Origin of the sequence: Aquabacterium olei (assembly GCF_003100395.1) — a bacterium.
GTDB lineage: Bacteria > Pseudomonadota > Gammaproteobacteria > Burkholderiales > Burkholderiaceae_C > Aquabacterium > Aquabacterium olei.
Genome location: NZ_CP029210.1, coordinates 756,160 through 778,927, shown reverse-complemented (window position 1 = coordinate 778,927; position 22,768 = coordinate 756,160). Strand labels below are relative to the sequence as shown.

Here is a 22,768-nt window from a genome sequence, read left to right as displayed (position 1 = left end):
GCGGGCTTGCGCCACTCAGCGGCGCGCGTAGATGCTGTCGACGTCGGCCTGGTGGTGCCGCATCAGCGCCGGGCGCTTGAGCTTGAGCGTGGGCGTCATCAGGCCCGCGTCGATCGTCCATGGGTCGATGAAGAGCCGCACCTGCTTGGGCACGGCGTACGACGGGAAGCTGCTCACCTGCCTCACGATGCGGCGCAACGCCAGCTGGCGTGCGGCATCCGAATCCAGCGCATCGGGCGGGATGCCGGCGGCGCGGGCGGCCTGCTGCCACACCGTCGGCTCGACCACGGCCAGCACGCCCAGGAAGGGCCGCTGCTCGCCGATCACCAGCACCTGCGCGAACAGCGGATCCCCCTGGATGGCCAGCTCCAGGTCCGACGGGGCGATCTTCTCGCCGGTCGAGGTGACGATGATGTCCTTGATACGGCCCACGATGTAGAGCCGGCCATCGGTGAGGCGCGCCTGGTCACCCGTGTGCAGCCAGCCATCGGCCTCCAGCACGCGCTGCGTGTCTTCCGGGCGCTTCCAGTAGCCCTGCATCACGGTGGGGCCGGCCACCAGCAGCTCATTGTTCTCGCCGATGCGCACCTGCACGCCTGGCAGCGGGCGCCCCACCGAGGCCGGGTCGTTGTCATCGGGCGTGTTGCAGCTCACCACCGGCGAGGTTTCGGTCATGCCGTAACCCTGCAGCAGCGTCATCCCCAGGCCGAGGTAGAAACGCGCCACCGAATCCCCCAGCGGCGCGCCCCCGGCGATGGCCATGCGCAGCCGCCCACCAAAGGCGCCCAGCACCTTCTGCGCCACCAGCGGCTGCAGCACCTGCCACGCCAGCCCGTCCAGCAGGCGGGCCTGGCCGCGGCCCTGCGATGCCAGGAAACGCCGCCAGCCGACACGCTCGGCGGCCTTCATCAGGCCCTGCTTCCAGCCCGGCTGCTGGTGCATCGTCTCCTGCACTTTCGTGTGGATGCGCTCGTAGATGCGCGGCACCGACACCAGCACCGTGGGCCGCACCTGCAACAGGTCTTCCTGCAGCAACGCAACCGAACGCGCGTACACCACCGTGGCCCCGGCCGCGATGGGCAGGTAGTAGCCCACCGTGCGCTCGAAGGTGTGCGAAAGGGGCAGGAAGGACAGCAGCACATCCTGGCTCGTGACGACAAAGCGCTGCAGCACGGCCTTGATGTTGGCCACCACATTGCCATGCGTGAGCATCACGCCCTTGGGCTTGCCGGTGGTGCCCGAGGTGTAGACGATGGCTGCCAGCGTGTCGGCCGTCGGGGCGGGCGCATCGGCCTGAGCGGCACCTGCACCCGCGGTCAGCCAGGTCTCGCGGGGCACCACCGCAGCGGGTTGCTGTGCGGCCGTGGCTTCGGCGGGGGCATCGGCCTGCTGCACCACCACTTGCTTCAGCGCCCCCAGGTGCAGTCCCGCACCGGCAATCGACTGCCAGCGCGACGTCGTGTCCACCAACAGCAGTTCGGCATCGCTGTCGCTCAGGATGTAGGCCACGCTCTGCGGGTTGTCCACCGCGTGCATGGGCACGGGCACCATGCCGAGCGACAGCGCAGCCAGATCCATGCAGACGTGGTCCAGGCCATTGGGCACGAGGATGCCGACGCGGGCCCCGGCCGACAGGCCGCTCGCGGCCAGCGCCGCACGCCAGCGGCTCACCTGCCGGCGGGTTTCGCCCCAGCTCCAGCTCATCCAGCCACCCGCCTGGGCATCATGCTGCCGGTAGGCCTCGGCATCGGGGGTGACGGCGGCGCGCCAGGCAAGCAGGTCGGCCAGCGTGTGAACGTGAGCCAGGTCGGACAGGGTGATCGGTGCAGAAGACATCAGCGTGGGCGTTCAAAGCGCAACCCGCAAGCCTACACAGTCGCCGCGCGCCAAAACGACGGGAAGTTGACGATCACGGCGTCTGCTGAACACGTTGCAGTACATCGGGCGTCGGATGGCCATCGGCCGGCAAGCCCTGCCGGCGCTGAAACGCCCGCAGCGCGGCCCGCGTGGCCGGGCCGAACTGCCCGTCGGGCGTGCCGCTGTCGTGGCCCAGCCGGTTCAGCGCCGTCTGCAGGGCCAGGATCTCGGTGCGCGTGAGCGCGCGCTGCGCGCGCGGCCAGGCCGCCTGCACGCCCGGCCCGCCGGCAATGCGCTGCGACAGCAGGGCCACGGCCAGCGCATAGCTGGTGGCATTGTTGTAGCGCAGCAGGGCGCGGTAGTTGCGCCCCACCAGAAACGCCGGCCCCTGCGCCCCGGCCGGCAGCAGGATGGCGGCATCGGCCATGTCGGGCAGCGGCGCGCCATTCACCCCCTGCACGCCCTCGGCAGCCCATTGCGCGGCGCCCTGGCGCACGGCCATGTCGGCACGGGCCGGATCGAAGCCCTCGGGCAGCCGCACCTCGGCCCCCCACGGCTCGTCGGCGCGCCAGCCCGCACGCGCCAGGAAGTTCGCGGTCGAGGCCAGCACATCCGGCATGCTGCCCCAGATGTCGCGCCGGCCATCGCCATCCGCGTCGACGGCAAAGGCCAGGAACGAAGACGGCATGAACTGCGTCTGCCCCATGGCGCCCGCCCACGAGCCCACCATGTGAGCGCGGTCGATGTCGCGGTTCTGCAGGATCTTCAAGGCCGCCATCAGTTCGGCGCGGGCCCATGCCTCACGCCGCCCCTCGAAGCCCAAGGTGGCCAGCGCGTCCACCACCGGCACATCGCCGTAGTTCCGGCCATAGTTGCTCTCGATGCCCCACACCGCGGTCAGCACCGGCGCAGGCACGCCATGGCGAGTGGCCGCCGCCTCGGCCTCGGTGCGCAGCTCGGCCAACTTCTGCTGCCCGGTGGCCACGCGCTGGGGCGACACGGCCGCATCCAGGTAGTCCCATAGCGTGCGCGTGAACTCGGGCTGGCTGCGGTCGGCCTCGACCGCACGCGGCCGCAGACGCACGGTGTCGAACGCGGCACTCAGCGTGGCCTCGTCGATGCCAGCGGCGCGGGCCGATTCACGAAAGCGGGCCACCCACTCGGCAAAGCGCTGCTCGGTCGATGGCGGCATGACGGGCTGCGTGGCGTTCGGTACGGCCACGGCCGGCACAGGCGCCGGATCCGGCGTCGCCGGAGGGATGGGTGCACGCGAGGCACAGCCCACCAGCGCCAGCAAGGCGCCAACCAGCAGGGTGAGCCGGCGAACCGGGAGGAAGGAAGGAAAGCGCATGGGTAAACGGTTGATCGATGTCAGACGCGGGCAAGCACGATACCTGCAGATGGCCGAGGGGGCTCATCGGCGTGCGCCACCGCCCCTTGGCTGCCCTATATTGATGACTGCCTCTTGCGGTGCTCACCGCCCTACCTTCATCACCATGAACCCCATCACCCTGCGCGATGAAACGCCGGCCGACGTCGGCGCCATCCACGACATCACGGTGGCCGCCTTTGCGCCGCTGGAGCTCAGCGGCCACACCGAGCAGTTCGTGGTGCAGGCGCTGCGCGCCGCCCACGCCCTCACCGTCTCGCTGGTGGCCGAGGTCGACGGCCAGCCGGTCGGGCACATCGCGTTCTCGCCTGTCACGCTGTCGGACGGCACGCCCGACTGGTACGGCCTGGGGCCCGTGTCCGTGCTGCCAGCGCATCAGCGTCAGGGCATCGGCAAGGCCTTGATTCACGAAGGGCTCGCGCGACTGAAGGCGCTGCACGCGCGTGGCTGCTGCCTGGTCGGCCACCCCGCCTATTACCGGCGATTCGGTTTCGAAAACACGCCAGACCTGTCGCTCGACGGGGTGCCGCCGGACGTCTTCTTCGCGTTGTCTTTCGATGGGCGCATGCCGTGCGGCACCGTCAGCTTTCACCCGGCCTTCATGGCCACGGGCCCTGCTTCGGAAAGCAGCCAGGACGGGAGGGCCGGATCTTGAACGTTCGCCCCTTTCGCCCCGGTGACGAAGTCGCCATTTGCGACATCTACAACCCCTACATCACCGGCAGCACCGCGACCTTCGAAGAGGTGCCGCTGCAACCCCCAGGCATGCGCGAGCGCATCGACCACTACCGGGCGCTCCACCCCTGGCTGGTGTGCGAGGACGATGGCCTGATCGTGGGCTACAGCTACGCCCGGCCTTACCACGAGCGCGCGGCCTACCGGCACACCGTGGAAGTGTCCGTCTACATCCGGCAGGGACACGGGCGGCGGGGCATCGGCCGGCTGCTCTACGCACCGTTGATCGACCAGCTCCGGGCCAGCGGCTGCCATGCCTTGCTGGCGGTGATCTCGCTGCCCAACGAGGCCAGCGTGGCCCTGCACGAATCGCTCGGCTTCGTGAAAGTCGGGCACCTGCGCGAAGTGGGCCGCAAGTTCGATCGCTGGCTCGACATCGGGCACTGGCAGCGTCTGCTCTGAGCCTGCGGCATGCCCGCACTCGCGGCGATGCAGCTCACCCGCCTGCGGGACGTTCATGTCCAGCACCTCGGCCCGCTCGACGGCCGAGCGGTACTCGTGGTGGTGGGCCGCCAGAACCAGCTGCGCCGCTCGGAGCCCATCGACCTGATCGCCGCGCGGCTGCACGGCCCGGACCTGACCGTGTGCTGGTACGAGCGCCCCGGCATCCTGCACGCCCGCCTGCGTGATCAGGCCCTGACCGTCGCCGAACGCGCCTGGCTCGACGACCTGACCGCGCGCCAGCCCCTGGCCGGCTGGGTGGCTCGCAAGGCCCTGCGCCTCGCGCTCAAGCTGCGCTACCCCAAGCGCCACGGCTGGGTGTTCCGGCGCCATGCGCTCGACACCCTGCCCACGCCCGCCGAACTGGCCAACTTCGTGCGCCACCTGCCTGCGCGCCGCGTGTTCCTGCTCGGGCACTCCGCCGGCGGGCGCGTCGCCACACTGGCGCAGGCCGGGCCTGCCGTGCAGGGGCTGGTGTGCCTCGGCTACCCATTCAAGCACCCCGAGATGCCGGAGGAGCCCCACCGCACGGCGCACCTCGCCTCGCTCACCAAGCCCTGCCTGATCCTGCAGGGCGAGCGGGATGACTATGGCAACGCCACCGATGCCACACGCTATCCACTGTCGCCCGCCATCGTCATCGAGTCGGTGGACACCGACCACGAATGGGCGCCGATGACAGCCGAGCAGATCAGCCTGATGGCCCAGCGCGTGCAGCGATTTCTCGGGTTGGATTGAGCCCCCCGCCGGGCGTGCGGCTTGCTGGCGTGCAGAGAAAAAAACCGCCAACCGAAGGGGAACTTTCCACGCTTAGCACTCTCTCACCGGGAGTGCTAATATCGATCCGAGAAGGAGCCGAAAGGAACCATCGATGACCATGACCACCGCCCTTGCCCCCCGTGACCCCTGGAGTGTGGTGCCCTCGCTGGGCAATCTGGACGCGTACATCCGCTCGGTCCAGAGCATCCCCATGCTGGAGGCCGAGGAGGAGCAGGCGTTGGCCCGACGCCTGCGGGATCAGCAAGACCTGCAGGCCGCCTCGCGCCTGGTGCTCTCGCACCTGCGTCTGGTGGTCTCCATCTCGCGTCAGTATCTGGGCTACGGCCTGCCCCAGGGTGACCTCATCCAGGAAGGCAACGTCGGCCTGATGAAGGCCGTCAAGCGCTTCGACCCGGATCAGGGCGTGCGCCTGGTCAGCTACGCCATGCACTGGATCAAGGCCGAGATCCATGAATACATCCTGAAGAACTGGCGTCTGGTCAAGGTGGCCACCACCAAGGCCCAGCGCAAGCTGTTCTTCAACCTGCGCTCGCTCAAGCACCAGTTCAAGGGCGAAGCCGACGACGCCCACGTGGGTCGCGCGGCCCTGTCCGAAGCCGACATCCACCGGGTGGCCGCCGAGCTCGATGTGCGTCCGGAAGACGTGATCGAGATGGAGACCCGCATGGCCGGCGGCGACGTGGCGCTCGAATCGCCCACCAACGACGACGGCGATGCCCCCATGGCCCCGATGGCCTACCTGGCCGACGAGGTGCACGAGCCGACCCGCGTGATCGAAGCCGCCCGCCGCGACTGGCTGGCCTCCGATGGCATCACCCACGCCCTCGGCACGCTCGATGACCGCAGCCGCCGCATCGTCGAAGAGCGCTGGCTGAAGGTCAACGACGATGGCTCGGGCGGCATGACGCTGCACGAACTGGCGGCCGACTACGGTGTCAGCGCCGAGCGCATCCGCCAGATCGAGGTGGCCGCCATGAAGAAGATGCGCAAGGCCCTGGCCGAGGTCGTCGAGGCCTGAAACAGAGCCGCCACTGACGCGCAAACGGCGCCTCAGGGCAACCTGGGCGCCGTTTTCTGTTTCACCCGCCGCCGTACGAGCCGCTTCAGAGCCAGCCGCGCGCCTTCAGATCGGCCTCGGCCTGTGCCGCCTGCTCGAAACGCACCGCGCGCCAGCCCAGTTCGAGGGCCATGCGGATGTTGTGCACGTTGTCGTCAATGAAAACGGTGCGACTCGGTTCGATGCCGAACGTCTCGATGGCCGTGTGAAAGATGTCGGCGTTGGGCTTGATCTGCTTGACGTCACACGAGAACACGCCGGACTGGAAGTGCTTCAGAAAGGCATGCTCGCGCTGCAGAAAGGCCGCATACGGCGCCGGCATGTTCGACAGGAAGTGCAGCCGCGTGCCGGCCGCCGCCAGGCGCTCGAGCCACGCCACCGTGTCGGCCAGCGGCGCCAGGTGGGGCGGGATGGCGTGCATCAGCCGGTCCAGGTCAACCTCGGGCAGGCCGGTGCGCCGGGCGATCCGCCCCCGTACCTCGCCCCACTCCGCCGTGCCCCGGTCAAAGGCGGCCCAGTCCCCGTCGGGCATGAAGGACTGGAACACGGTGTGCGCCAGGGCCAGCGCCTCTTCGGCATTGCGGGCGCGGTCGGGCATCACCTGCTGCAGCAGCACCACGGGCTGCCAGTTGAACAGCACCCCTCCAAAATCGAACACCACCGCCTCAGGCGGCGGCAGGGGCACCGCAGCGCCGGCTTGCATCAAAGTCATCGATCGTCGATCTCAGGCGCGCAGTTGCTGGATCAGCGAGGCCGTCGCGGCGTCCAGACCACTGACGTCGCCACTGCTCAGGCGGGGCAGCAGTTCCTTGCACAGGGCCTTGCCCAGCTCGACGCCCCACTGGTCGAACGAGTTGATGCCCCACAGCGCGCCGCTCACGAAGGTGCGGTGCTCGTGCAGCGCGACCAGCGCGCCCAGCGTGGACGGGGTCACCTCATCGAGCAACAGCGTCAGGCTCGGTCGGTTGCCCGGGAAGGTGCGATGGCGGGCGATCACCTCGGGCGCCAGATCCTTCGATGCCGTGGGCGCCTGTTCACCCGCGGCCTCGGCCGTGGTCTTGCCCCACATCAGCGCCTGCGCCTGCGCCAGGCCATTGGCCAGCAGCATGCGATGCTGATCGTCGAACAACGCGCGCAATGCGGGCGACATCGCCTCGGGGTGGCGGAAGCTGGGGCGCTTGACCAGGATGAACTCCACCGGGATCACGTCGGTGCCCTGGTGCAGCATCTGGTAGAACGCGTGCTGTCCGTTGGTGCCGGGCTCACCCCACACCACCTCGCTGGTGGCGTACGGCAGTGGCTGCCCGTCGGCGTCCACACACTTGCCGTTGCTTTCCATCACCAGCTGCTGCAGGTAGGCCGGCAGGCGGCGCAGCCCGTTGTGGTACGGCGAGATGCACCGGCTGGTGTAGCCCATGAAGTTGCGGTACCAGACGTCGAGCAGGCCCAGCTGGATCGGCACGTTGGCCGCCAGCCGCGCGGTCGCGAAGTGCTGGTCCATGGCGTGCGCGCCGGCCAGCAGCGCGCGGAAGTGTTCGCTGCCGAGCGCCAGGGCGATGGGCAGGCCGATGGCCGACCACAGCGAATAACGCCCGCCCACCCAGTCCCAGAACCCGAAGGTGGTCGTCACGCCGAACTGCGCCGCAGCCTCGACATGGGTCGTCGTGGCCACGAAGTGCGTGGCGATGTCCGTGCCGCCCGCATCCACGAACCATTGCCGCGCTGCCTGGGCGTTGGCCATGGTTTCCTGCGTGGTGAAGGTCTTGGAGGCGATGATGAACAGCGTCGTGGCCGGCTTCACCTGCGACAGCACCGATGCCAGGTCCTGGCCGTCGACGTTGCTGACGAAATGGAAGCGCACGCGCGCGTCGACAAAAGCCTCGAGCGCCGGCACGACCATCTGCGGCCCCAGGTCCGAGCCGCCGATGCCGATGTTGACGATGTCGGTGAAACGGCCCTCGGTCCGCACGGCGTCCACATAGGCCAGCATGCAGTCGAGTACCCCGTGCACCAATTCACTGTGCGGGCCCTGCCCCTTCGGTGCGCGCAAGGCCGTGTGCAGCACGGCGCGACCTTCCGTGGCGTTGATCGGGTCACCCGCCAGCATCGCATCCCGGCGGGCCTCGATGCCACATTCGCGCGCGAGACCCATCAGGTGCTCGCGGGTGGCCACGTCCCAGTGGCAGCGCGACAGGTCGGCCACCAGCCCGGGGGCCGGCATCGTCAGGCGGCGCACGCGGTCGGGGTCGTCTGCAAACAGCGCACGCAGGTCGATCTCGCGCCCGTGCGCCTGGTGGTGGCCGGCCAGCGCCTGCCACGCCACGGTCTGGTCACAGCGTGGATGGGACATCGAAGAGGGCTCCTGAAGAGGGGGCGACGGGTTCAGGCCTTCAGAGCCTGGATCATGGCGTCCAGCTTGCCGGCATCGACCGCGAACGCGCGGATGCCTTCAGCGAGTTTTTCCGTGGCCATGGCGTCTTCGTTGAGGGCGTAACGGAAGGCGGCTTCCGTCAGCGGGGCTTCCGGTTCGCCGGCCTGGGCAGGCGGCGTCAGCTGGCGCTCGACCGGAGCCTCGCTGGCCTGCAGCTGGGCCAGCAGGTCCGGGCTGATGGTCAGCAGATCACAGCCGGCCAGGGCAATGATCTGGCCCACGTTGCGGAAGCTGGCCCCCATGACCTCGGTCGCAATGCCATGGTCCTTGTAGTAGGCGTAGATGCGCGCCACCGACTTCACACCTGGATCGTTGTCGCCGGCGTTCGCGGCCTCGTCCCAGGCAGCGCCGGCCTGTTTCTTGTACCAGTCGTAGATGCGGCCGACGAAGGGGCTGATCAGCTGCACCTTGGCATCGCCGCAGGCCTGCGCCTGGCAGAAGGCGAACAGCAGCGTCAGGTTGCAGCGGATGCCTTCCTGCTCCAGCACGCGGGCAGCCTGGATGCCCTCCCAGGTGGAGGCGATCTTGATCAGCACGCGGCTGCGCGGGATGCCGGCCGCCTCGTACAGGCCCATGATGCGGCGCGCACGCGCCACGGTGGCCTCGGTGTCGAAGCTCAGGCGTGCGTCCACCTCGGTCGACACACGGCCCGGCACCACCTTCAGGATCTCCAGCCCGAAGCGCACCAGCACGTTGTCGACGATCACGTCGAGCGCCTCACCCTTGTGGGCTTTCACCGTGTCCGCCAGCAGCGGGGCATAGTCGGGCTTCTGCACGGCCTTCAAGATCAGCGACGGGTTGGTCGTGGCATCCTGGGGCGTGAACTGGGCAAGCTGCTTGAAGTCGCCGGTGTCGGCGACCACGGTGGTGAATTGCTTGAGCTGGTCGAGTTGGCTGGGCATGTGCGTACAGTGGCTGCAGACTGACAGGCCACCACGCAGATTGCACAGCGGGCTCCCGTCAGAAGTATTATCGTTAGATTAACACCGCGAGGACGACACCCCCGGTGTAAACCCTCCACCACTATCGCACAGGCTGCAGCCATGTCCTTTGACCTCGTTTTCTTCGGTGGCACCGGTGACCTCACGTGGCGCAAGCTGATGCCCGCCCTCTTCCAGGCGTGGCGGCACGGCAAGCTGCCGGCCGGGGGGCGCATCCTCGCCGTGGCGCGCGACCAGCGTGACGACGCCAGCTACCGTGACTGGCTGAAGGACCGCCTGCAGGCCGCCGACACCGCCAAGCGCCCCACCGACGAGGAGTTCGAGCAGTTCTCGCAGCTGGTGCACTACCGGCCCATGGACCTGTCCAAGCCGGACGACTACCAGCGGCTCAAGCGCTGGCTGGACGAGCGCAACGCCGACACGGCCGTCATCTACCTGGCCACCAGCCCGCACCTGTTCCCGGTGATCTGCACCCAGCTGGGCGCCGCCGGCCTCAACCACGACCGCGTGCGCGTGGTGCTGGAAAAGCCGCTGGGCCACGATCTGGCCAGCGCCCAGGAAATCAACCGCGTGGTGCGCTCGGTGTTCAGCGAGCGCCAGGCCTTCCGCATCGACCACTACCTGGGCAAGCCCTCGGTGCAGAACCTCATGGCGCTGCGCTTCGGCAACGTGCTGTTCGAGCCGCTGTGGCGCCGCGAAAGCATCGCCAACATCCAGATCACGCTGGCCGAGAGCCTGGGCGTCGGCACCCGCGGCGACTTCTACGACCGCACCGGCGCGCTGCGCGACATGATCCAGAACCATGCGCTGCAGCTGCTGACCATGGTGGCGATGGAGCCGCCGTCCAGCGCCGATGCCGACGCCATCCGCGACGAGAAGCTCAAGGTGCTGCGCTCGCTCAAGCCCTTCGATGCGGTTTCGGTGGCGCGCGACGTGGTGCGCGGCCAGTACCGCGCCGGCACCGTCGAGGGCCAGCCGGTCAAGGGCTATCTGGAAGAGGACAAGGTGCCGGCCGGCAGTGCCACCGAAACGTTCGTGGCTTTGCGCTGCGAGGTGCAGAACTGGCGCTGGGCCGGCGTGCCTTTCTACCTGCGCACCGGCAAGCGCCTGGCCAGCCGCCATGCCGAGATCGTTGTCAACTTCCGCCCGACGCCGCACTCGATCTTTCCCGGTGCCGCGCGTCCCAACAAGCTGGTGATCAAGCTGCAGCCGGAAGACGGGCTGGAGTTGCACCTGCTGGCGGCCAAGGGCTCGGTGGGCTCGACGGATGCGAGCGGCGCCGAAAAGCTGTCGCCCGTGTCACTCGACCTGGACTTCGACAAGGCCTTCCCGACCGACCGGGTGGGCGCCTACGAGCGCATGCTGCTGGATGCGCTGGCCGGCCGACTGAACCTGTTCGTGCGCTCGGACGAGCAGGAACAGGCCTGGCGATGGGTGGAGCCAATTCTGGAAGCGTGGCAGCAGGACCCGCACGGCGTGCGGACCTATACCGCGGGCACCTGGGGCCCGCCGGCCGCCAGCGCCCTGGTGGCCCGTGACGGCTTCACCTGGCCGGAAGAGGCCTGAAATGCGGGGGTCGGGCCTCAGCCCGACTGCAGCAGCCCGTCGACCCCGTACAGCCCCGCCAGCTCGGTGAGCTTGGTGGGCAGCGACTGCACCGAGAACGCACGCCCGCGTGCACGCGCCATGCGCTGGCATTCCAGCAGCACGGCCAGCGCGCTGGAGTCGAACTGCTGCAGCGCCGAGCCGTCCACCGTCAGCATGACGACCTCGCCCGGCTTGCCGGCCGCTGCCTGCTCCAGCGTCTGCTTGAACAGGCTCAGCACATGCGGTACTTCCGCGTGCGTGATGACGGCGGGCAACAGCAACATCGCGCTCATCAGCCGGTCGTCTTCTTGTTGGCCAGCTGCTTGTTGCGCTCGACCAGCTTGGCGATCAGGCCGTCGATGCCGGAGGCGTTGACCTCCTGCGCAAAGCTGCTCTGGTAGGTCTGCACCAGCCACGCGCCCAGCACGTTGACGTCGTAGATCTTCCAGCCGCTGGCAGCCTTCTCCAGGCGGTAGTCGATCTGGATCGGCTCGCCCTGGCCCTTGACCACGGTGCGCACCACCACCTCGGTGTCTTCCGGGCGGCTGCGCATCGGGCGGAACTCCACCGTCTGGTCCTTGATCTGGGCCACGGCGCCAGCGTAGGTGTAGACCAGCAGCGTCTTGAACTCCTCCTGCAGGCGCTTCTGCTGATCGGGCGTGGCCTGGCGCCACGCGCGGCCCACGGCCGATGCCGTCATGCGATGGAAGTTCACGTGCGGCAGGATCTTGGTGTCGACCACGGCGATCAGCTTGCGCACATCGCCCGACTGGATGGCCTTGTCGCCCTTGACGGTGGCGAACACGTCGGCGGTGATGGCCTTGACGAACGCATCGGGCGCCTGCGCCGCAGCGGCGGCCACGGCCGGGTTGGGCGCCACGGCGTCCTTGGCGACCTGGGCCAGCGCCGGGGTGGCCAGCGACAGGGCCAGCAGCGAGGCGGCCAGCGTACGGAGGGATGAGGGTTGCTTCAGCATGATGTCAATGTCCTATGGGGGCCATCTGGCCATTCAACGCACGGGCGGCCTGCCGGGACGACAAGCGCAGCAGCGCCCGTGCCTGCTCAACGGCTTGCGCCCGACGCACCGGAAGCCGGCGCAGAGGCGGCGGCAGGTGCCTGAGGCGCGGGCTCGGATGCCGGGGCCTCCGGCTCGGACGGCGCATACAGCACGTCGTCATCCTCGTCGCCCTCCTCGTCATCCAGGTTGCTTTCCGGCGGGTTGCCTTCGTAGATCAGGTTCTGGCGCCGCTGCAGGTAGGCGTCGCGAACGAAACTGTACTTGTCCAGCGCCACGTCATCGAGCAGGTTCGTGGCCTCCAGAATGTTGGCGCGCACGCTCACCAGACGCAGTCCGGTGATCGCCAGCCCCTGCGCGGCCGTCTCACCCAGCGAGGACGGCGACGCGTACAGGTCACCCGGCAGCGCCACCGAATCGCGCGCCGTCGACGAACCGAGGAAGGGCCAGACGACATACGGTCCGGGGCCCATGCCCCACACGCCGAAGGTCTGCCCCAGGTCCTCGTTCTGACGTTCGAGCTGCATCGGCGTGGCCACGTCCAGCACGCCCAGCAGGCCGAAGGTCGTGTTCACCGACACGCGGATCACGCCGAGCGTGCCATCGGCGAAGCGGCCCTGCAGGAACAGGTTGACCGTCGACCAGGCATCGCCGATGTTGCCCATGAAGTTGCGCACGCCGGTACGCACCGGGCTCGGCACCACGGCGTTGTACCCGCGGGCCACCGGCTGCAGCACCGTGCGGTCCACGGCTTCGTTGAAGGAGAAGACCTGCCGGTTCCAGGGCTCCATCGGATCCCGCTCGAGCGGGCCCGTGGCACAGCCCTGGAGCAACGCCGCCCCGCCCAGCGCCAGTGCGCCCGACATCCGCCGCCAATCGGGCATCGACACGACGCGCATCACTTGGCGCCTCCCTTGCTGTCGCCCTCGGCCGCCTTGCTGTAGAGGAACTGGCTGATGAGGTTCTCCAGCACGATGGCCGACTGCGTGCTCTTGATCGTGTCGCCCTGGGCCAGGTTGGTTTCGCCGTAGCCCGGCTCCAGGCCGATGTACTGCTCGCCCAACAGGCCGGCGGTCAGGATCTTGGCCGAGCTGTCCTTCGGAAAGGTCACGCCCTTGTCGAGTGCGATGTCGACCCGGGCCTGGAAGTTCTCGCTGTCGAACGAGATCGACTTGACGCGGCCCACCACCACGCCAGCGCTCTTGACTGCCGCCTGGGGCTTGAGCCCGCCGATGTTGTCGAAGCGGGCCGTCACGGTGTAGCCCGCGTCGAAGTTGAGCGTCAGCAGGTTGCCTGCCTTCAGCGCCAGAAACAGGATGGCCGCCGCGCCGATCAGCACGAACAGACCCACCCACACATCATGTTTTGATTTCTGCATCTTGTCGTCCTTCCAGCCTGCGTCTCGTCAGATCGAGAACATCATGGCTGTCAACACAAAGTCGAGTCCGAGCACGGCCAGCGAGGCCATGACGACGGTGCGGGTCGTCGCAAGCGACACCCCTTCGGCGGTGGGCTTGCACTCGTGGCCTTGCAGCAAGGCGATGAAGGTCACAGTGAAGCCGAACACCACGCTCTTGATCAGGCCGTTGCCCACGTCCTGGAAGACGTCGACGCCGCTCTGCATCTGAGACCAGAAAGCGCCGGGGTCGACCCCGATCATCACCACGCCCACCAGCCAGCCGCCCAGGATGCCGACCGCCGAAAATACGGCAGCCAGCAGCGGCATGGCAATCACGCCCCCCCAGAATCGCGGTGCCAGCACGCGCTGGATGGGGTCGACCGCCATCATTTCCATGGCGGCAAGCTGTTCGCCCGCCTTCATCAGGCCGATGCCGGCGGTGAGCGCCGTGCCGGCGCGTCCGGCAAACAGCAACGCCGCCACCACCGGGCCCAGTTCACGCGCCAGCGACAGCGCCACCATCAGGCCGAGCGCCTCGCTGGAGCCGTAGCGCTGCAGGATGTAGTAGCCCTGCAGGCCCAGCACGAAGCCCACGAACAGCCCCGAGACCAGAATGATGGCCAGCGAGTAGTTGCCGAGGAAGAAGATCTGCTCGGACAGCAGGCGCGGACGCCGGAACGTGGCGGCCAGCGTGCCGAGCAGCTTGAAGAACAGTCGCGTGGCGTAGCCGATGTCGGTGACCTTCAGGCGCACCGCCTGGCCCACCACGCTGGGTTGCAACCAACGGATCATCCGCGCACCCCGAAATCATGGCCCGCATCCTGGGCGGGATAGTGGAAGCGCACCGGCCCATCCGGCGCCGCGTGCACGAACTGCCGGACCAGCGGGTCTTCGCTGGCGCGCATCTCAGCCGGCGAGCCCTGGGCGACGATGCGGCCATTGGCCAGCAGCACCACGTGGTCGGCGATCAGGAATGTTTCCTCCACGTCGTGCGACACCAGGATACTGGTCAGCCCCATGGTGTCGTTCAGCTCGCGGATCAGCCGGGCGGCGACGCCCATCGAAATGGGATCCAGGCCCGCGAACGGCTCGTCGTACAGCATCAGCGCCGGGTCGAGCGCCATGGCGCGTGCCAGGGCCACCCGTCGTGCCATGCCACCCGAGATCTCGCTGGGCATCAGGTCACGCGCGCCGCGCAGGCCCACCGCATTCAGCTTCATCAGCACCAGATCGCGGATGATGGACTCGGGCAGGCGCGTGTGCTCACGCAGCGGGAAGGCCACGTTCTCGAACACGCTCAGGTCGGTGAACAGCGCACCGAACTGGAACAGCATGCCCATGCGGCGGCGCGCGGCCATCAGCCCGGCGGCATCCAGCGTGGCCATGTCCTGACCGTCGACCAGCACCTGCCCCGCCATCACCCCGATCTGCCGCCCGATCAGGCGCAGCACGGTCGTCTTGCCGCCGCCCGAGGTGCCCATCAGGGCCACGAGCTTGCCGCGCGGCACCACCAGGTCGATGTTCTCGAGGATGATGCGGTCGCCATAGCCGCACGTCACGCCCCGGAGTTCGACCAGGGCATCCGGCACGGAGGCGGCGCTTTCAGAGGCTGGGTTGGGGGTAACTGGCGTTGACATGAAAATGGTTGCCGGTGCAATGAACACCAATCCCCGATCATAGGGCATGGTCTTGGTGCCCGCCGGGCACGGCCGAATCCCCAAGCGAGGCTTGCAGGTAAAGAAGCAGCAAGCCCCTTCAGAGCAGATGCACGGGGCGTCACGAAACACAAAGGCCGCCCGGGAAGGCGGCCTTCTTGCAGCCGGCCCCTGCGGGGGCCAGCGCCGTGTCGCTCAGCGCGGCAGCGTGGTCGAGCCCATCAGGAAGGCGTCGACCTCGCGGGCGGCCTGACGGCCCTCACGGATCGCCCACACCACCAGGGACTGGCCACGGCGCACGTCGCCGGCCGCGAACACGCCCGACACGTTGGTCTTGTAGCCGCCGACGTCGGTCGAGGCCTTGGCGTTGCCGCGTGCGTCCTTCTCGACACCGAAGCCTTCCAGCATCGTGTTGACCGGGTTCACGAAGCCCATGGCCAGCAGCACCAGGTCGGCCTTGAGCGTCTGCTCGGAGCCGGCCACCTCGACGAACTTGCCGTCCTTCAACTCGACGCGCACGGTCTTGACGCCCGTGACCTTGCCGTTCTCGCCGATGAATTCCTTCGTGGCGATGGCGAACTCGCGCTCGCAGCCCTCTTCGTGGCTCGACGAGGTGCGCAGCTTGATCGGCCAGTACGGCCAGGTCAGTTCCTTGTTCTCCTGCTCGGGAGGCTGGGGCATCAGCTCGAACTGGATCACGCTCTTGGCGCCATGGCGGTTCGACGTGCCCACGCAGTCGGAGCCGGTGTCGCCGCCGCCGATCACGATCACGTTCTTGCCCGTGGCCATGATCTGGTCCTTGACCTTGCCGCCAGCGTTCACGCGGTTCTGCTGGGGCAGGAACTCCATCGCGAAGTGGATGCCGGCCAGGTCACGGCCCGGCACCGGCAGGTCACGCGACTGCTCGGAACCACCGGCCAGCAGCACGGCGTCGAAGTCCTGCTTCAGCTGCTCGGGGCTGACGGTTTCCTTGGCCCAGTTCGTGACCTTGGAACCCTTGGGCAGTTCGCCGACGATGGTGTTGGTCTTGAAGACCACGCCTTCGGCTTCCATCTGCTTCACGCGACGGTCGATGTGCGACTTGTCGAACTTGAAGTCAGGGATGCCGAAACGCAGCAGGCCGCCGATGGTGTCGTTCTTCTCGAACACCGTCACGTCGTGGCCGACGCGGGCCAGCTGCTGGGCCGCGGCCATGCCGGCGGGGCCGGAGCCCACGATGGCGACCTTCTTGCCGGTCTTGACCTTGGCCGGCTGGGGCTTGACCCAGCCCTCCTGCCAGGCGCGGTCGATGATGGCGTGCTCGATCGACTTGATCCCGACGGGATCGTTGTTGATGTTGAGCACGCAGGCGGCCTCGCAAGGCGCCGGGCACACGCGACCGGTGAAGTCGGGGAAGTTGTTGGTCGAGTGCAGAACCTCGATCGCGTTCTTCCAGTCCTGGTGATAGACCAGGTCATTGAAGTCCGGGATGATGTTGTTGACCGGGCAGCCGTTGTTGCAGAACGGGGTGCCGCAGTCCATGCATCGCGCGCCCTGGATCTTGGCCTGCTCGTTGGTCAGGCCAATGACGAACTCCTTGTAGTTCTTGACGCGCTTCTCGACGGGCTCATAGCCCTCTTCCAGACGCTCGAATTCCAGAAAGCCAGTGACTTTTCCCATTTCAAACTCCTAACGTCCCGATCAGGCCTTGGCCTTGGCGGTCTTGGCCTTCGTGATCGTGGCCGTTGCTTCTTGCTTGGCGCCCATTTCGGTCAGCGCGCGGCGGTACTCGTGCGGGAACACCTTGACGAACTTGGCCATGGAGGCAGACCAGTTGTCGAGGATCTCGCGGGCACGCAGCGAACCGGTCCAGCGGTGGTGGTCTTCCACCAGCTTCTTGAGCAGCGCTTCGTCGGCCTGGCCCTTGTGCAGCGGGATGCCGGCGTCGGCCTGCTCGGCGGCCGGCAGCACCTTCTCGAGCGACACCTGGGCGGTGTTGACGCGCTTGGCGAACTGGCCGTCCTCGTCGTAGACGTAGGCCACGCCACCCGACATGCCGGCGGCGAAGTTGCGGCCGGTGCGACCCAGCACGACGACGGTGCCGCCGGTCATGTACTCGCAACCGTGGTCACCCGTGCCTTCGACCACCGCGGTGGCACCCGACAGGCGCACGCCGAAGCGCTCGCCGCCCACGCCACGGAAGAAGGCTTCGCCTTCGGTGGCGCCGTACAGCACGGTGTTGCCGACGATGATGTTGTCGTTGGCGTTGCCGCGGAACTCGATGCTCGGACGCACGACCACGCGGCCGCCGCTCAGGCCCTTGCCGGTGTAGTCGTTGGCTTCACCGATCAGGTACAGCGTGATGCCCTTGGCCAGGAAGGCGCCGAAGGACTGGCCGCCCGTGCCTTCCATCTGGATGAACACGGTCTGGTCGGGCAGGCCGTCCGGATGGTGCTTGATCAGCTCGCCCGACAGCATGGCGCCGACGGTGCGGTTGACGTTGCGGGCCTGCTCCATGAACTGGACCTTCTCGCCGCGCTCGATGGCCGGCTTGGCCTTCTCGATGAGGCGCACGTCCAGGGCCTTGTCGAGGCCGTGGTCCTGAGTCGACACATGCAGGCGCGGCACATCGGCCGGCACCGGGGGCAGTGCGAAGACGCGGCTGAAGTCCAGACCCTGGGCCTTCCAGTGCTCGATGCCCTTGCGGGTGTCGAGCAGGTCGGCACGGCCGATCAGCTCGTCGAACTTGCGGATGCCCAGCTGGGCCATGATCTGACGTGCTTCTTCGGCCACGAAGAAGAAGTAGTTCACGACATGCTCGGGCTTGCCGGAGAACTTCTGGCGCAGCACCGGATCCTGCGTGGCCACACCCACCGGGCAGGTGTTCAGGTGGCACTTGCGCATCATGATGCAGCCCTCGACCACCAGCGGGGCGGTCGCGAAGCCGAATTCATCCGCGCCCAGCAGGCCGCCGATCACGACGTCACGGCCGGTCTTGATCTGACCGTCGGTCTGCACGCGCACACGGCCACGCAGGCGGTTCAGCACCAGGGTCTGCTGCGTTTCAGCCAGACCCAGTTCCCACGGCGTGCCGCAGTGCTTGATCGACGACCAGGGCGAGGCGCCCGTGCCGCCGTCGTGACCGGCGATCACGATGTGGTCGGCCTTGGCCTTGGCCACACCGGTGGCCACCGTGCCCACGCCCACTTCCGACACCAGCTTGACCGAGATGTCGGCCTTCGGGTTGACGTTCTTCAGGTCGTGGATGAGCTGGGCCAGGTCTTCGATGGAGTAGATGTCGTGGTGCGGCGGGGGCGAGATCAGGCCCACACCCGGCACCGAGTGACGCAGCTTGCCGATGTAGTCGGAGACCTTGCCGCCTGGCAGCTGGCCGCCTTCACCGGGCTTGGCGCCCTGCGCCATCTTGATCTGGATCTGGTCGGCCGACACGAGGTACTCGGTGGTCACGCCGAAACGGCCCGAGGCCACCTGCTTGATCTTCGAGCGCAGGCTGTCGCCATCCTGCATCTCGTAGTCGGCTTCGATGCGCGAGGCGCCGACCACGTCGGACACCTTGGTGCCCTTGACGATCTTGATGCCCTTGAGCTCGTTGCGATAACGGTTCTCGTCTTCGCCGCCTTCACCGGTGTTCGACTTGCCGCCGATGCGGTTCATGGCCAGCGCCAGGGTCGAGTGGGCTTCGGTGGAGATCGAGCCCAGCGACATGGCGCCGGTGGCGAAGCGCTTGACGATCTCGGACGCAGGTTCGACTTCCTCGACGGGAATGGCCTTGGCCGGATCGATCTTGAACTCGAACAGGCCACGCAGGGTCAGGTGGCGCTTGCTCTGGTCGTTGATGATCTGGGCGTATTCCTTGTAGGTGTCGAACTTGCCCGAGCGCGTGGAGTGCTGCAGCTTGGCAATCGCATCCGGCGTCCACATGTGCTCTTCACCACGGGCACGCCAGGCGTACTCACCACCGGTTTCCAGCATGCTGGCCAGCACGGGGTCGGTGCCGAAGGCCGCCTTGTGGTTGCGGATGGCTTCTTCGGCCACTTCGAACACGCCGATGCCGCCGACCTGCGTGGGGGTGCCACGGAAGTACTTGTCGACCAGTTCCTTGTTCAGGCCGATGGCTTCGAAGATCTGGGCGCCGCAGTACGACATGTACGTGCTGATGCCCATCTTCGACATGATCTTCGAGAGACCCTTGCCGATGGCCTTGATGTAGTTGTAGATGGCCTTGTCGGCCGACAGCTCGCCCGGCAGGTCCTTGGCCATGTTGGCCAGGGTTTCCATCGCCAGGTAGGGGTGGACGGCTTCGGCGCCGTAGCCAGCCAGCACGGCAAAGTGGTGCACTTCGCGGGCGGTGCCGGTTTCCACGACCAGACCGGTCGAGGTGCGCAGGCCCTTGCGGACGAGGTGGTGGTGGATGGCCGACAGGGCCAGCAGCGCCGGGATGGCGATGTTGGCGCGGTCCATCTTGCGATCGGTGATGATCAGGATGTTGTGGCCGCTCTGGATGGCTTCCACGGCTTCGGCGCACAGCGAGGCCAGACGGGCTTCGACACCTTCATGGCCCCAGGCGGCCGGGTAGGTGATGTCGACTTCGTACGGCTTGAACTTGCCGCCGGTGTGCTTCTCGATGTTGCGCAGGCGGGCCATGTCGTCGAAGTCCAGCACGGGCTGGGAGACTTCGAGGCGCATCGGCGGGTTCACCGCGTTGATGTCGAGCAGGTTGGGCTTCGGGCCGATGAACGACACGAGCGACATCACCACCGCTTCGCGGATCGGGTCGATCGGGGGGTTCGTGACCTGGGCGAACAGCTGCTTGAAGTAGTTGTACAGCGGCTTGTTCTTGTCCGACAGCACGGCCAGGGGCGAGTCGTTGCCCATGGAGCCGGTGGCTTCCTCGCCGTTGGTGGCCATCGGGGCCATCAGGAACTTGACGTCTTCCTGCGTGAAGCCGAAGGCTTGCTGGCGGTCGAGCAGCGACTCACCAAATTCACCGGCGGCGCCCTCGGCATCGATGGTGTCGAGCTTGATGCGGACGTTCTCGATCCACTGGCGATAGGGCTTGGCCGAGGCGTACTGGGCCTTGAGCTCTTCGTCCTCGATGATGCGGCCCTGTTCGAAGTCGATCAGGAACATCTTGCCCGGCTGCAGGCGCCACTTCTTGACGATCTTGTTCTCGGGAATGGGCAGCACGCCCGATTCCGAGGCCAGCACGACGAGGTCGTCGTCGGTGATCAGGTAGCGGGCCGGGCGCAGGCCGTTGCGGTCCAGCGTGGCGCCGATCTGGCGGCCGTCGGTGAACACCATGGCGGCGGGACCGTCCCACGGCTCCATCATGGCGGCGTGGTATTCATAGAAGGCGCGGCGGCGCTCGTCCATGGTCGCGTGCTGTTCCCAGGCTTCCGGGATCATCATCATCGCGGCCTGGGCCAGCGGGTAGCCGGCCATCACCAGCAGTTCGAGCGCGTTGTCGAACGTGGCGGTGTCGGACTGGCCGTCGAGGCTGATCGGGTACAACTTCTTCAGGTCGTCGCCCAGCACGGGCGACTTCATCACGCCTTCGCGGGCGCGCATCCAGTTGAAGTTGCCCTTGACGGTGTTGATTTCACCGTTGTGGGCGACCATGCGGTACGGGTGAGCCAGCGGCCACTCGGGGAAGGTGTTGGTGGAGAAGCGCTGGTGCACCAGAGCCAGGGCCGACACCACGCGCTCGTCGCGCAGGTCGATGTAGTACTTGCCGACCTGGTCGGCCAGCAGCAGGCCCTTGTAGATGATGGTGCGGCACGACATGCTGGGCACGTAGTACTCGCTGCCGTGCGTCAGGTTCAGGCTCTGGATCTTGGCCGACGCCGTCTTGCGGATGACGTACAGCTTGCGCTCGAGCGCGTCGGGCACCAGGATGTCCGGGCCGCGGCCGATGAAGACCTGGCGGATGACCGGCTCTTTTTCGCGCACGGTGGGCGACATGGGCATGTCGCGGTCGACCGGCACGTCACGCCAGCCCAGCAGCACCTGGCCTTCGGCCTTGATGGCACGCTCGAGCTCCTGCTCACAGGCCTGGCGCGAGGCGCTTTCCTTGGGCAGGAAGATCATGCCGACGCCGTACTCGCCCGGCGGGGGCAGCTCGACGCCCTGCTTGGCCATCTCGGCACGGTAGAACTCGTCGGGGATCTGGATCAGCAGACCGGCACCGTCGCCCATCAGCGGGTCGGCACCCACGGCACCACGGTGGTCGATGTTTTCCAGGATCTGCAGACCTTGCTGCACGATGCTGTGCGCCTTCAGGCCCTTGATGTGCGCCACAAAGCCGACGCCACATGCGTCGTGCTCGGCATTGGCATACATGCCATGCTCGGCGGCTGCCTGGATTTCTTCGGCGGTGGCCGTGAGGTTCACGGCAGCGTCAGTGGGGAACATCGTTCCCGAAGTCGCCTGAGACATGGGGGCGCTCCAGAGTGAGTGTGACAAAACAACACGGGGAATGTGGAGGATAACCCGAAGCGCCCCTGGTCACAAGCAGTAATAAATAGGGTCAGATGCTAATTAAAAAGCGCGCATCGACTTGGCTGGCCAAAATTGGGGACAGATCATTGATCGATCGAAACGGCGGACGACACCGTCTTTTTCGGCCGCCCCCGTGGACGCGGCCGCACCGGCCGCCCGGCAAGCTGCTGCAGTGCGGCCTGCTTTGCGTCGTCCACCAGCGCCCATCCCTTGTGCATGGCATCGGCGAGGCGCTGACGCTCCGCCTCCGAGAGCCCTTCTTCAAGGCGCCGCCGCCAAGCCGCCTCGCGCTCGAAAGGCGTGTTGCCCAGCGCCCAGAACAGGGCGTGGTCGGCAATCAGCGGGTCCGTCATGAGGCCCAGATGATGACGGGCGCTCGACCACCGCTCGTCCTCCTCGCGGTGCACCAGCCCGGCGCGCACACCGTGCTGCTCGACAAAGACCATCGCGGGCAGCAAGAACTGCACCGGATCCAACACCGCAGCCCGGAAGCGCCCTGACCACAGACCGCCATGGCGCCCGTGACGCCGGTTGTAGCCCGCGACATACCGGCGCCCCAGCGCCTGCATCGTCAGGCTCAGACTGTCCTCCTGCGCCGGGGTGGCCAGCAGATGCAGGTGGTCGGGGCACAGCGCGTACGCATGCACGGCCAGCCCGTGGAGGCGCGCGGCCTCGCGCAGCGCGCCGAGCAGCGCAGCACGGTCGGTGTCGTCCCGGGCCAGCAACTGGCCCTCGTGCACGCGTTGCACCACGAGGTGGGGCCAGCCGGGCACGCCGAGCCGAGGCAATCGGGCCATGAGAACGCTTTCGGAAGTGGATCTGTCCCCATTATCAATGGTGACGTCTTCCATGCACAGGGCCCCCATTCACGGGGCTCATACGGCCGTTTGAGGACTTCCCCGCCTGTGCAGCCTTGGTCAGGCTCTCTACCCTTCGCCACGTCGGGCGTTGCACAGCCCGCGTCCAAACGGCTTTTTGATCA

19 protein-coding genes are annotated in these 22,768 nt (G+C 67.4%); 5 read left to right on the top strand and 14 right to left on the bottom strand.

What is annotated here, in order from left to right; translation table 11 throughout:
* Positions 1–15: 15 nt before the first annotated feature.
* Positions 16–1,836: an AMP-dependent synthetase/ligase gene (locus DEH84_RS03490; protein WP_109034802.1), complete on the bottom strand. Its 1,821-nt coding sequence runs from the start codon at positions 1,834–1,836 to the stop codon at positions 16–18.
* A 73-nt stretch (positions 1,837–1,909) separates the two neighbouring features.
* Complete coding sequence (locus DEH84_RS03485; protein WP_109034800.1) at positions 1,910–3,208, bottom strand: lytic murein transglycosylase; 1,299 nt, start codon at positions 3,206–3,208, stop codon at positions 1,910–1,912.
* Between the two features lie 145 nt (positions 3,209–3,353).
* Between DEH84_RS03485 and DEH84_RS03480 the strand changes: the two genes are divergently transcribed.
* The 4 genes from DEH84_RS03480 to rpoH all read left to right on the top strand — a co-directional run bounded on the left by DEH84_RS03480 (position 3,354) and on the right by rpoH (position 6,221).
* Entirely contained in the window at positions 3,354–3,902 is a 549-nt protein-coding gene (locus DEH84_RS03480; protein WP_109034798.1) for a GNAT family N-acetyltransferase, read from the top strand.
* Positions 3,899–4,384 carry a GNAT family N-acetyltransferase gene (locus DEH84_RS03475; protein WP_109034796.1) on the top strand — a complete coding sequence of 162 codons (486 nt, stop codon included), beginning with the start codon at positions 3,899–3,901 and terminating at the stop codon, positions 4,382–4,384. Before DEH84_RS03480 ends, DEH84_RS03475 begins: the two co-directional genes overlap by 4 nt.
* A 9-nt stretch (positions 4,385–4,393) precedes the next feature.
* Positions 4,394–5,161, top strand: coding sequence for an alpha/beta hydrolase family protein (locus tag DEH84_RS03470; RefSeq protein ID WP_109034794.1), 768 nt, complete (start codon positions 4,394–4,396; stop codon positions 5,159–5,161).
* 133 nt (positions 5,162–5,294) lie between these two features.
* Entirely contained in the window at positions 5,295–6,221 is a 927-nt protein-coding gene (rpoH, locus tag DEH84_RS03465; protein ID WP_109034792.1) for an RNA polymerase sigma factor RpoH, read from the top strand.
* Positions 6,222–6,306: 85 nt separating this feature from the next.
* Here rpoH and DEH84_RS03460 read toward each other — a convergent pair whose 3' ends face one another.
* From DEH84_RS03460 to tal, 3 genes are read right to left on the bottom strand one after another with little or no spacing between them, the layout of a single operon-like run.
* Positions 6,307–6,972, bottom strand: coding sequence for an HAD family hydrolase (locus DEH84_RS03460; protein WP_109034790.1), 666 nt, complete (start codon positions 6,970–6,972; stop codon positions 6,307–6,309).
* A 12-nt stretch (positions 6,973–6,984) separates the two neighbouring features.
* Positions 6,985–8,610 (bottom strand): glucose-6-phosphate isomerase, encoded by a 1,626-nt coding sequence (gene pgi / locus DEH84_RS03455; RefSeq protein ID WP_109034788.1) that lies wholly within the window; start codon positions 8,608–8,610, stop codon positions 6,985–6,987.
* A gap of 32 nt (positions 8,611–8,642) precedes the next feature.
* Complete coding sequence (tal, locus tag DEH84_RS03450; protein ID WP_109034786.1) at positions 8,643–9,593, bottom strand: transaldolase; 951 nt, start codon at positions 9,591–9,593, stop codon at positions 8,643–8,645.
* Positions 9,594–9,734: 141 nt separating this feature from the next.
* On the opposite strand from tal, the gene zwf reads away from it, so the two are divergent.
* Complete coding sequence (gene zwf, locus DEH84_RS03445) at positions 9,735–11,198, top strand: glucose-6-phosphate dehydrogenase (protein ID WP_109034784.1); 1,464 nt, start codon at positions 9,735–9,737, stop codon at positions 11,196–11,198.
* Positions 11,199–11,215: 17 nt separating this feature from the next.
* Here the strand turns inward: zwf and DEH84_RS03440 are convergent, their stop codons facing one another.
* From DEH84_RS03440 to DEH84_RS03400, 9 genes are all read right to left on the bottom strand, one after another.
* Positions 11,216–11,503, bottom strand: coding sequence for an STAS domain-containing protein (locus tag DEH84_RS03440; protein ID WP_109038198.1), 288 nt, complete (start codon positions 11,501–11,503; stop codon positions 11,216–11,218).
* Positions 11,504–11,511: 8 nt separating this feature from the next.
* Entirely contained in the window at positions 11,512–12,195 is a 684-nt protein-coding gene (locus DEH84_RS03435; protein WP_109034782.1) for an MlaC/ttg2D family ABC transporter substrate-binding protein, read from the bottom strand.
* An 86-nt stretch (positions 12,196–12,281) separates the two neighbouring features.
* A complete protein-coding gene (locus DEH84_RS03430; protein WP_245932671.1) occupies positions 12,282–13,133 on the bottom strand; it encodes an MlaA family lipoprotein in 852 nt (283 codons plus the stop codon).
* Positions 13,133–13,612, bottom strand: a complete 480-nt coding sequence (mlaD, locus tag DEH84_RS03425; protein WP_109034780.1) for an outer membrane lipid asymmetry maintenance protein MlaD — start codon at positions 13,610–13,612, stop codon at positions 13,133–13,135. Before mlaD ends, DEH84_RS03430 begins: the two co-directional genes overlap by 1 nt.
* 27 nt (positions 13,613–13,639) lie before the next feature.
* The gene (gene mlaE, locus DEH84_RS03420; RefSeq protein WP_425428987.1) at positions 13,640–14,425 is read right to left on the bottom strand and encodes a lipid asymmetry maintenance ABC transporter permease subunit MlaE; all 786 of its coding nucleotides are present in this window, start codon (positions 14,423–14,425) and stop codon (positions 13,640–13,642) included.
* The gene (locus tag DEH84_RS03415; protein WP_109038195.1) at positions 14,422–15,270 is read right to left on the bottom strand and encodes an ABC transporter ATP-binding protein; all 849 of its coding nucleotides are present in this window, start codon (positions 15,268–15,270) and stop codon (positions 14,422–14,424) included. The genes mlaE and DEH84_RS03415 overlap by 4 nt, the downstream gene beginning before the upstream one ends.
* A gap of 213 nt (positions 15,271–15,483) precedes the next feature.
* Positions 15,484–16,947, bottom strand: coding sequence for a glutamate synthase subunit beta (locus DEH84_RS03410; protein WP_109034779.1), 1,464 nt, complete (start codon positions 16,945–16,947; stop codon positions 15,484–15,486).
* 21 nt (positions 16,948–16,968) lie between these two features.
* Positions 16,969–21,723, bottom strand: a complete 4,755-nt coding sequence (locus DEH84_RS03405; RefSeq protein WP_109034777.1) for a glutamate synthase-related protein — start codon at positions 21,721–21,723, stop codon at positions 16,969–16,971.
* Positions 21,724–21,869: 146 nt separating this feature from the next.
* The gene (locus DEH84_RS03400) at positions 21,870–22,583 is read right to left on the bottom strand and encodes a transposase (protein WP_109034775.1); all 714 of its coding nucleotides are present in this window, start codon (positions 22,581–22,583) and stop codon (positions 21,870–21,872) included.
* Between the last annotated feature and the right edge of the window lie 185 nt (positions 22,584–22,768).

What these genes read in the sequence shown, in the direction of transcription:
- mlaD (WP_109034780.1), bottom strand. Translation starts at nt 13,612, where the DNA reads ATGCAGAAATCAAAACATGATGTGTGGGTGGGTCTGTTCGTGCTGATC.
- mlaE (WP_425428987.1), bottom strand. Translation starts at nt 14,425, where the DNA reads ATGATCCGTTGGTTGCAACCCAGCGTGGTGGGCCAGGCGGTGCGCCTG.
- DEH84_RS03410 (WP_109034779.1), bottom strand. Translation starts at nt 16,947, where the DNA reads ATGGGAAAAGTCACTGGCTTTCTGGAATTCGAGCGTCTGGAAGAGGGC.
- zwf (WP_109034784.1), top strand. Translation starts at nt 9,735, where the DNA reads ATGTCCTTTGACCTCGTTTTCTTCGGTGGCACCGGTGACCTCACGTGG.
- DEH84_RS03405 (WP_109034777.1), bottom strand. Translation starts at nt 21,723, where the DNA reads ATGTCTCAGGCGACTTCGGGAACGATGTTCCCCACTGACGCTGCCGTG.
- DEH84_RS03400 (WP_109034775.1), bottom strand. Translation starts at nt 22,583, where the DNA reads ATGGCCCGATTGCCTCGGCTCGGCGTGCCCGGCTGGCCCCACCTCGTG.
- DEH84_RS03470 (WP_109034794.1), top strand. Translation starts at nt 4,394, where the DNA reads ATGCCCGCACTCGCGGCGATGCAGCTCACCCGCCTGCGGGACGTTCAT.
- DEH84_RS03440 (WP_109038198.1), bottom strand. Translation starts at nt 11,503, where the DNA reads ATGTTGCTGTTGCCCGCCGTCATCACGCACGCGGAAGTACCGCATGTG.
- DEH84_RS03435 (WP_109034782.1), bottom strand. Translation starts at nt 12,195, where the DNA reads ATGCTGAAGCAACCCTCATCCCTCCGTACGCTGGCCGCCTCGCTGCTG.
- tal (WP_109034786.1), bottom strand. Translation starts at nt 9,593, where the DNA reads ATGCCCAGCCAACTCGACCAGCTCAAGCAATTCACCACCGTGGTCGCC.
- DEH84_RS03460 (WP_109034790.1), bottom strand. Translation starts at nt 6,972, where the DNA reads ATGACTTTGATGCAAGCCGGCGCTGCGGTGCCCCTGCCGCCGCCTGAG.
- DEH84_RS03490 (WP_109034802.1), bottom strand. Translation starts at nt 1,836, where the DNA reads ATGTCTTCTGCACCGATCACCCTGTCCGACCTGGCTCACGTTCACACG.
- DEH84_RS03430 (WP_245932671.1), bottom strand. Translation starts at nt 13,133, where the DNA reads ATGCGCGTCGTGTCGATGCCCGATTGGCGGCGGATGTCGGGCGCACTG.
- DEH84_RS03480 (WP_109034798.1), top strand. Translation starts at nt 3,354, where the DNA reads ATGAACCCCATCACCCTGCGCGATGAAACGCCGGCCGACGTCGGCGCC.
- rpoH (WP_109034792.1), top strand. Translation starts at nt 5,295, where the DNA reads ATGACCATGACCACCGCCCTTGCCCCCCGTGACCCCTGGAGTGTGGTG.
- DEH84_RS03415 (WP_109038195.1), bottom strand. Translation starts at nt 15,270, where the DNA reads ATGTCAACGCCAGTTACCCCCAACCCAGCCTCTGAAAGCGCCGCCTCC.
- DEH84_RS03485 (WP_109034800.1), bottom strand. Translation starts at nt 3,208, where the DNA reads ATGCGCTTTCCTTCCTTCCTCCCGGTTCGCCGGCTCACCCTGCTGGTT.
- pgi (WP_109034788.1), bottom strand. Translation starts at nt 8,610, where the DNA reads ATGTCCCATCCACGCTGTGACCAGACCGTGGCGTGGCAGGCGCTGGCC.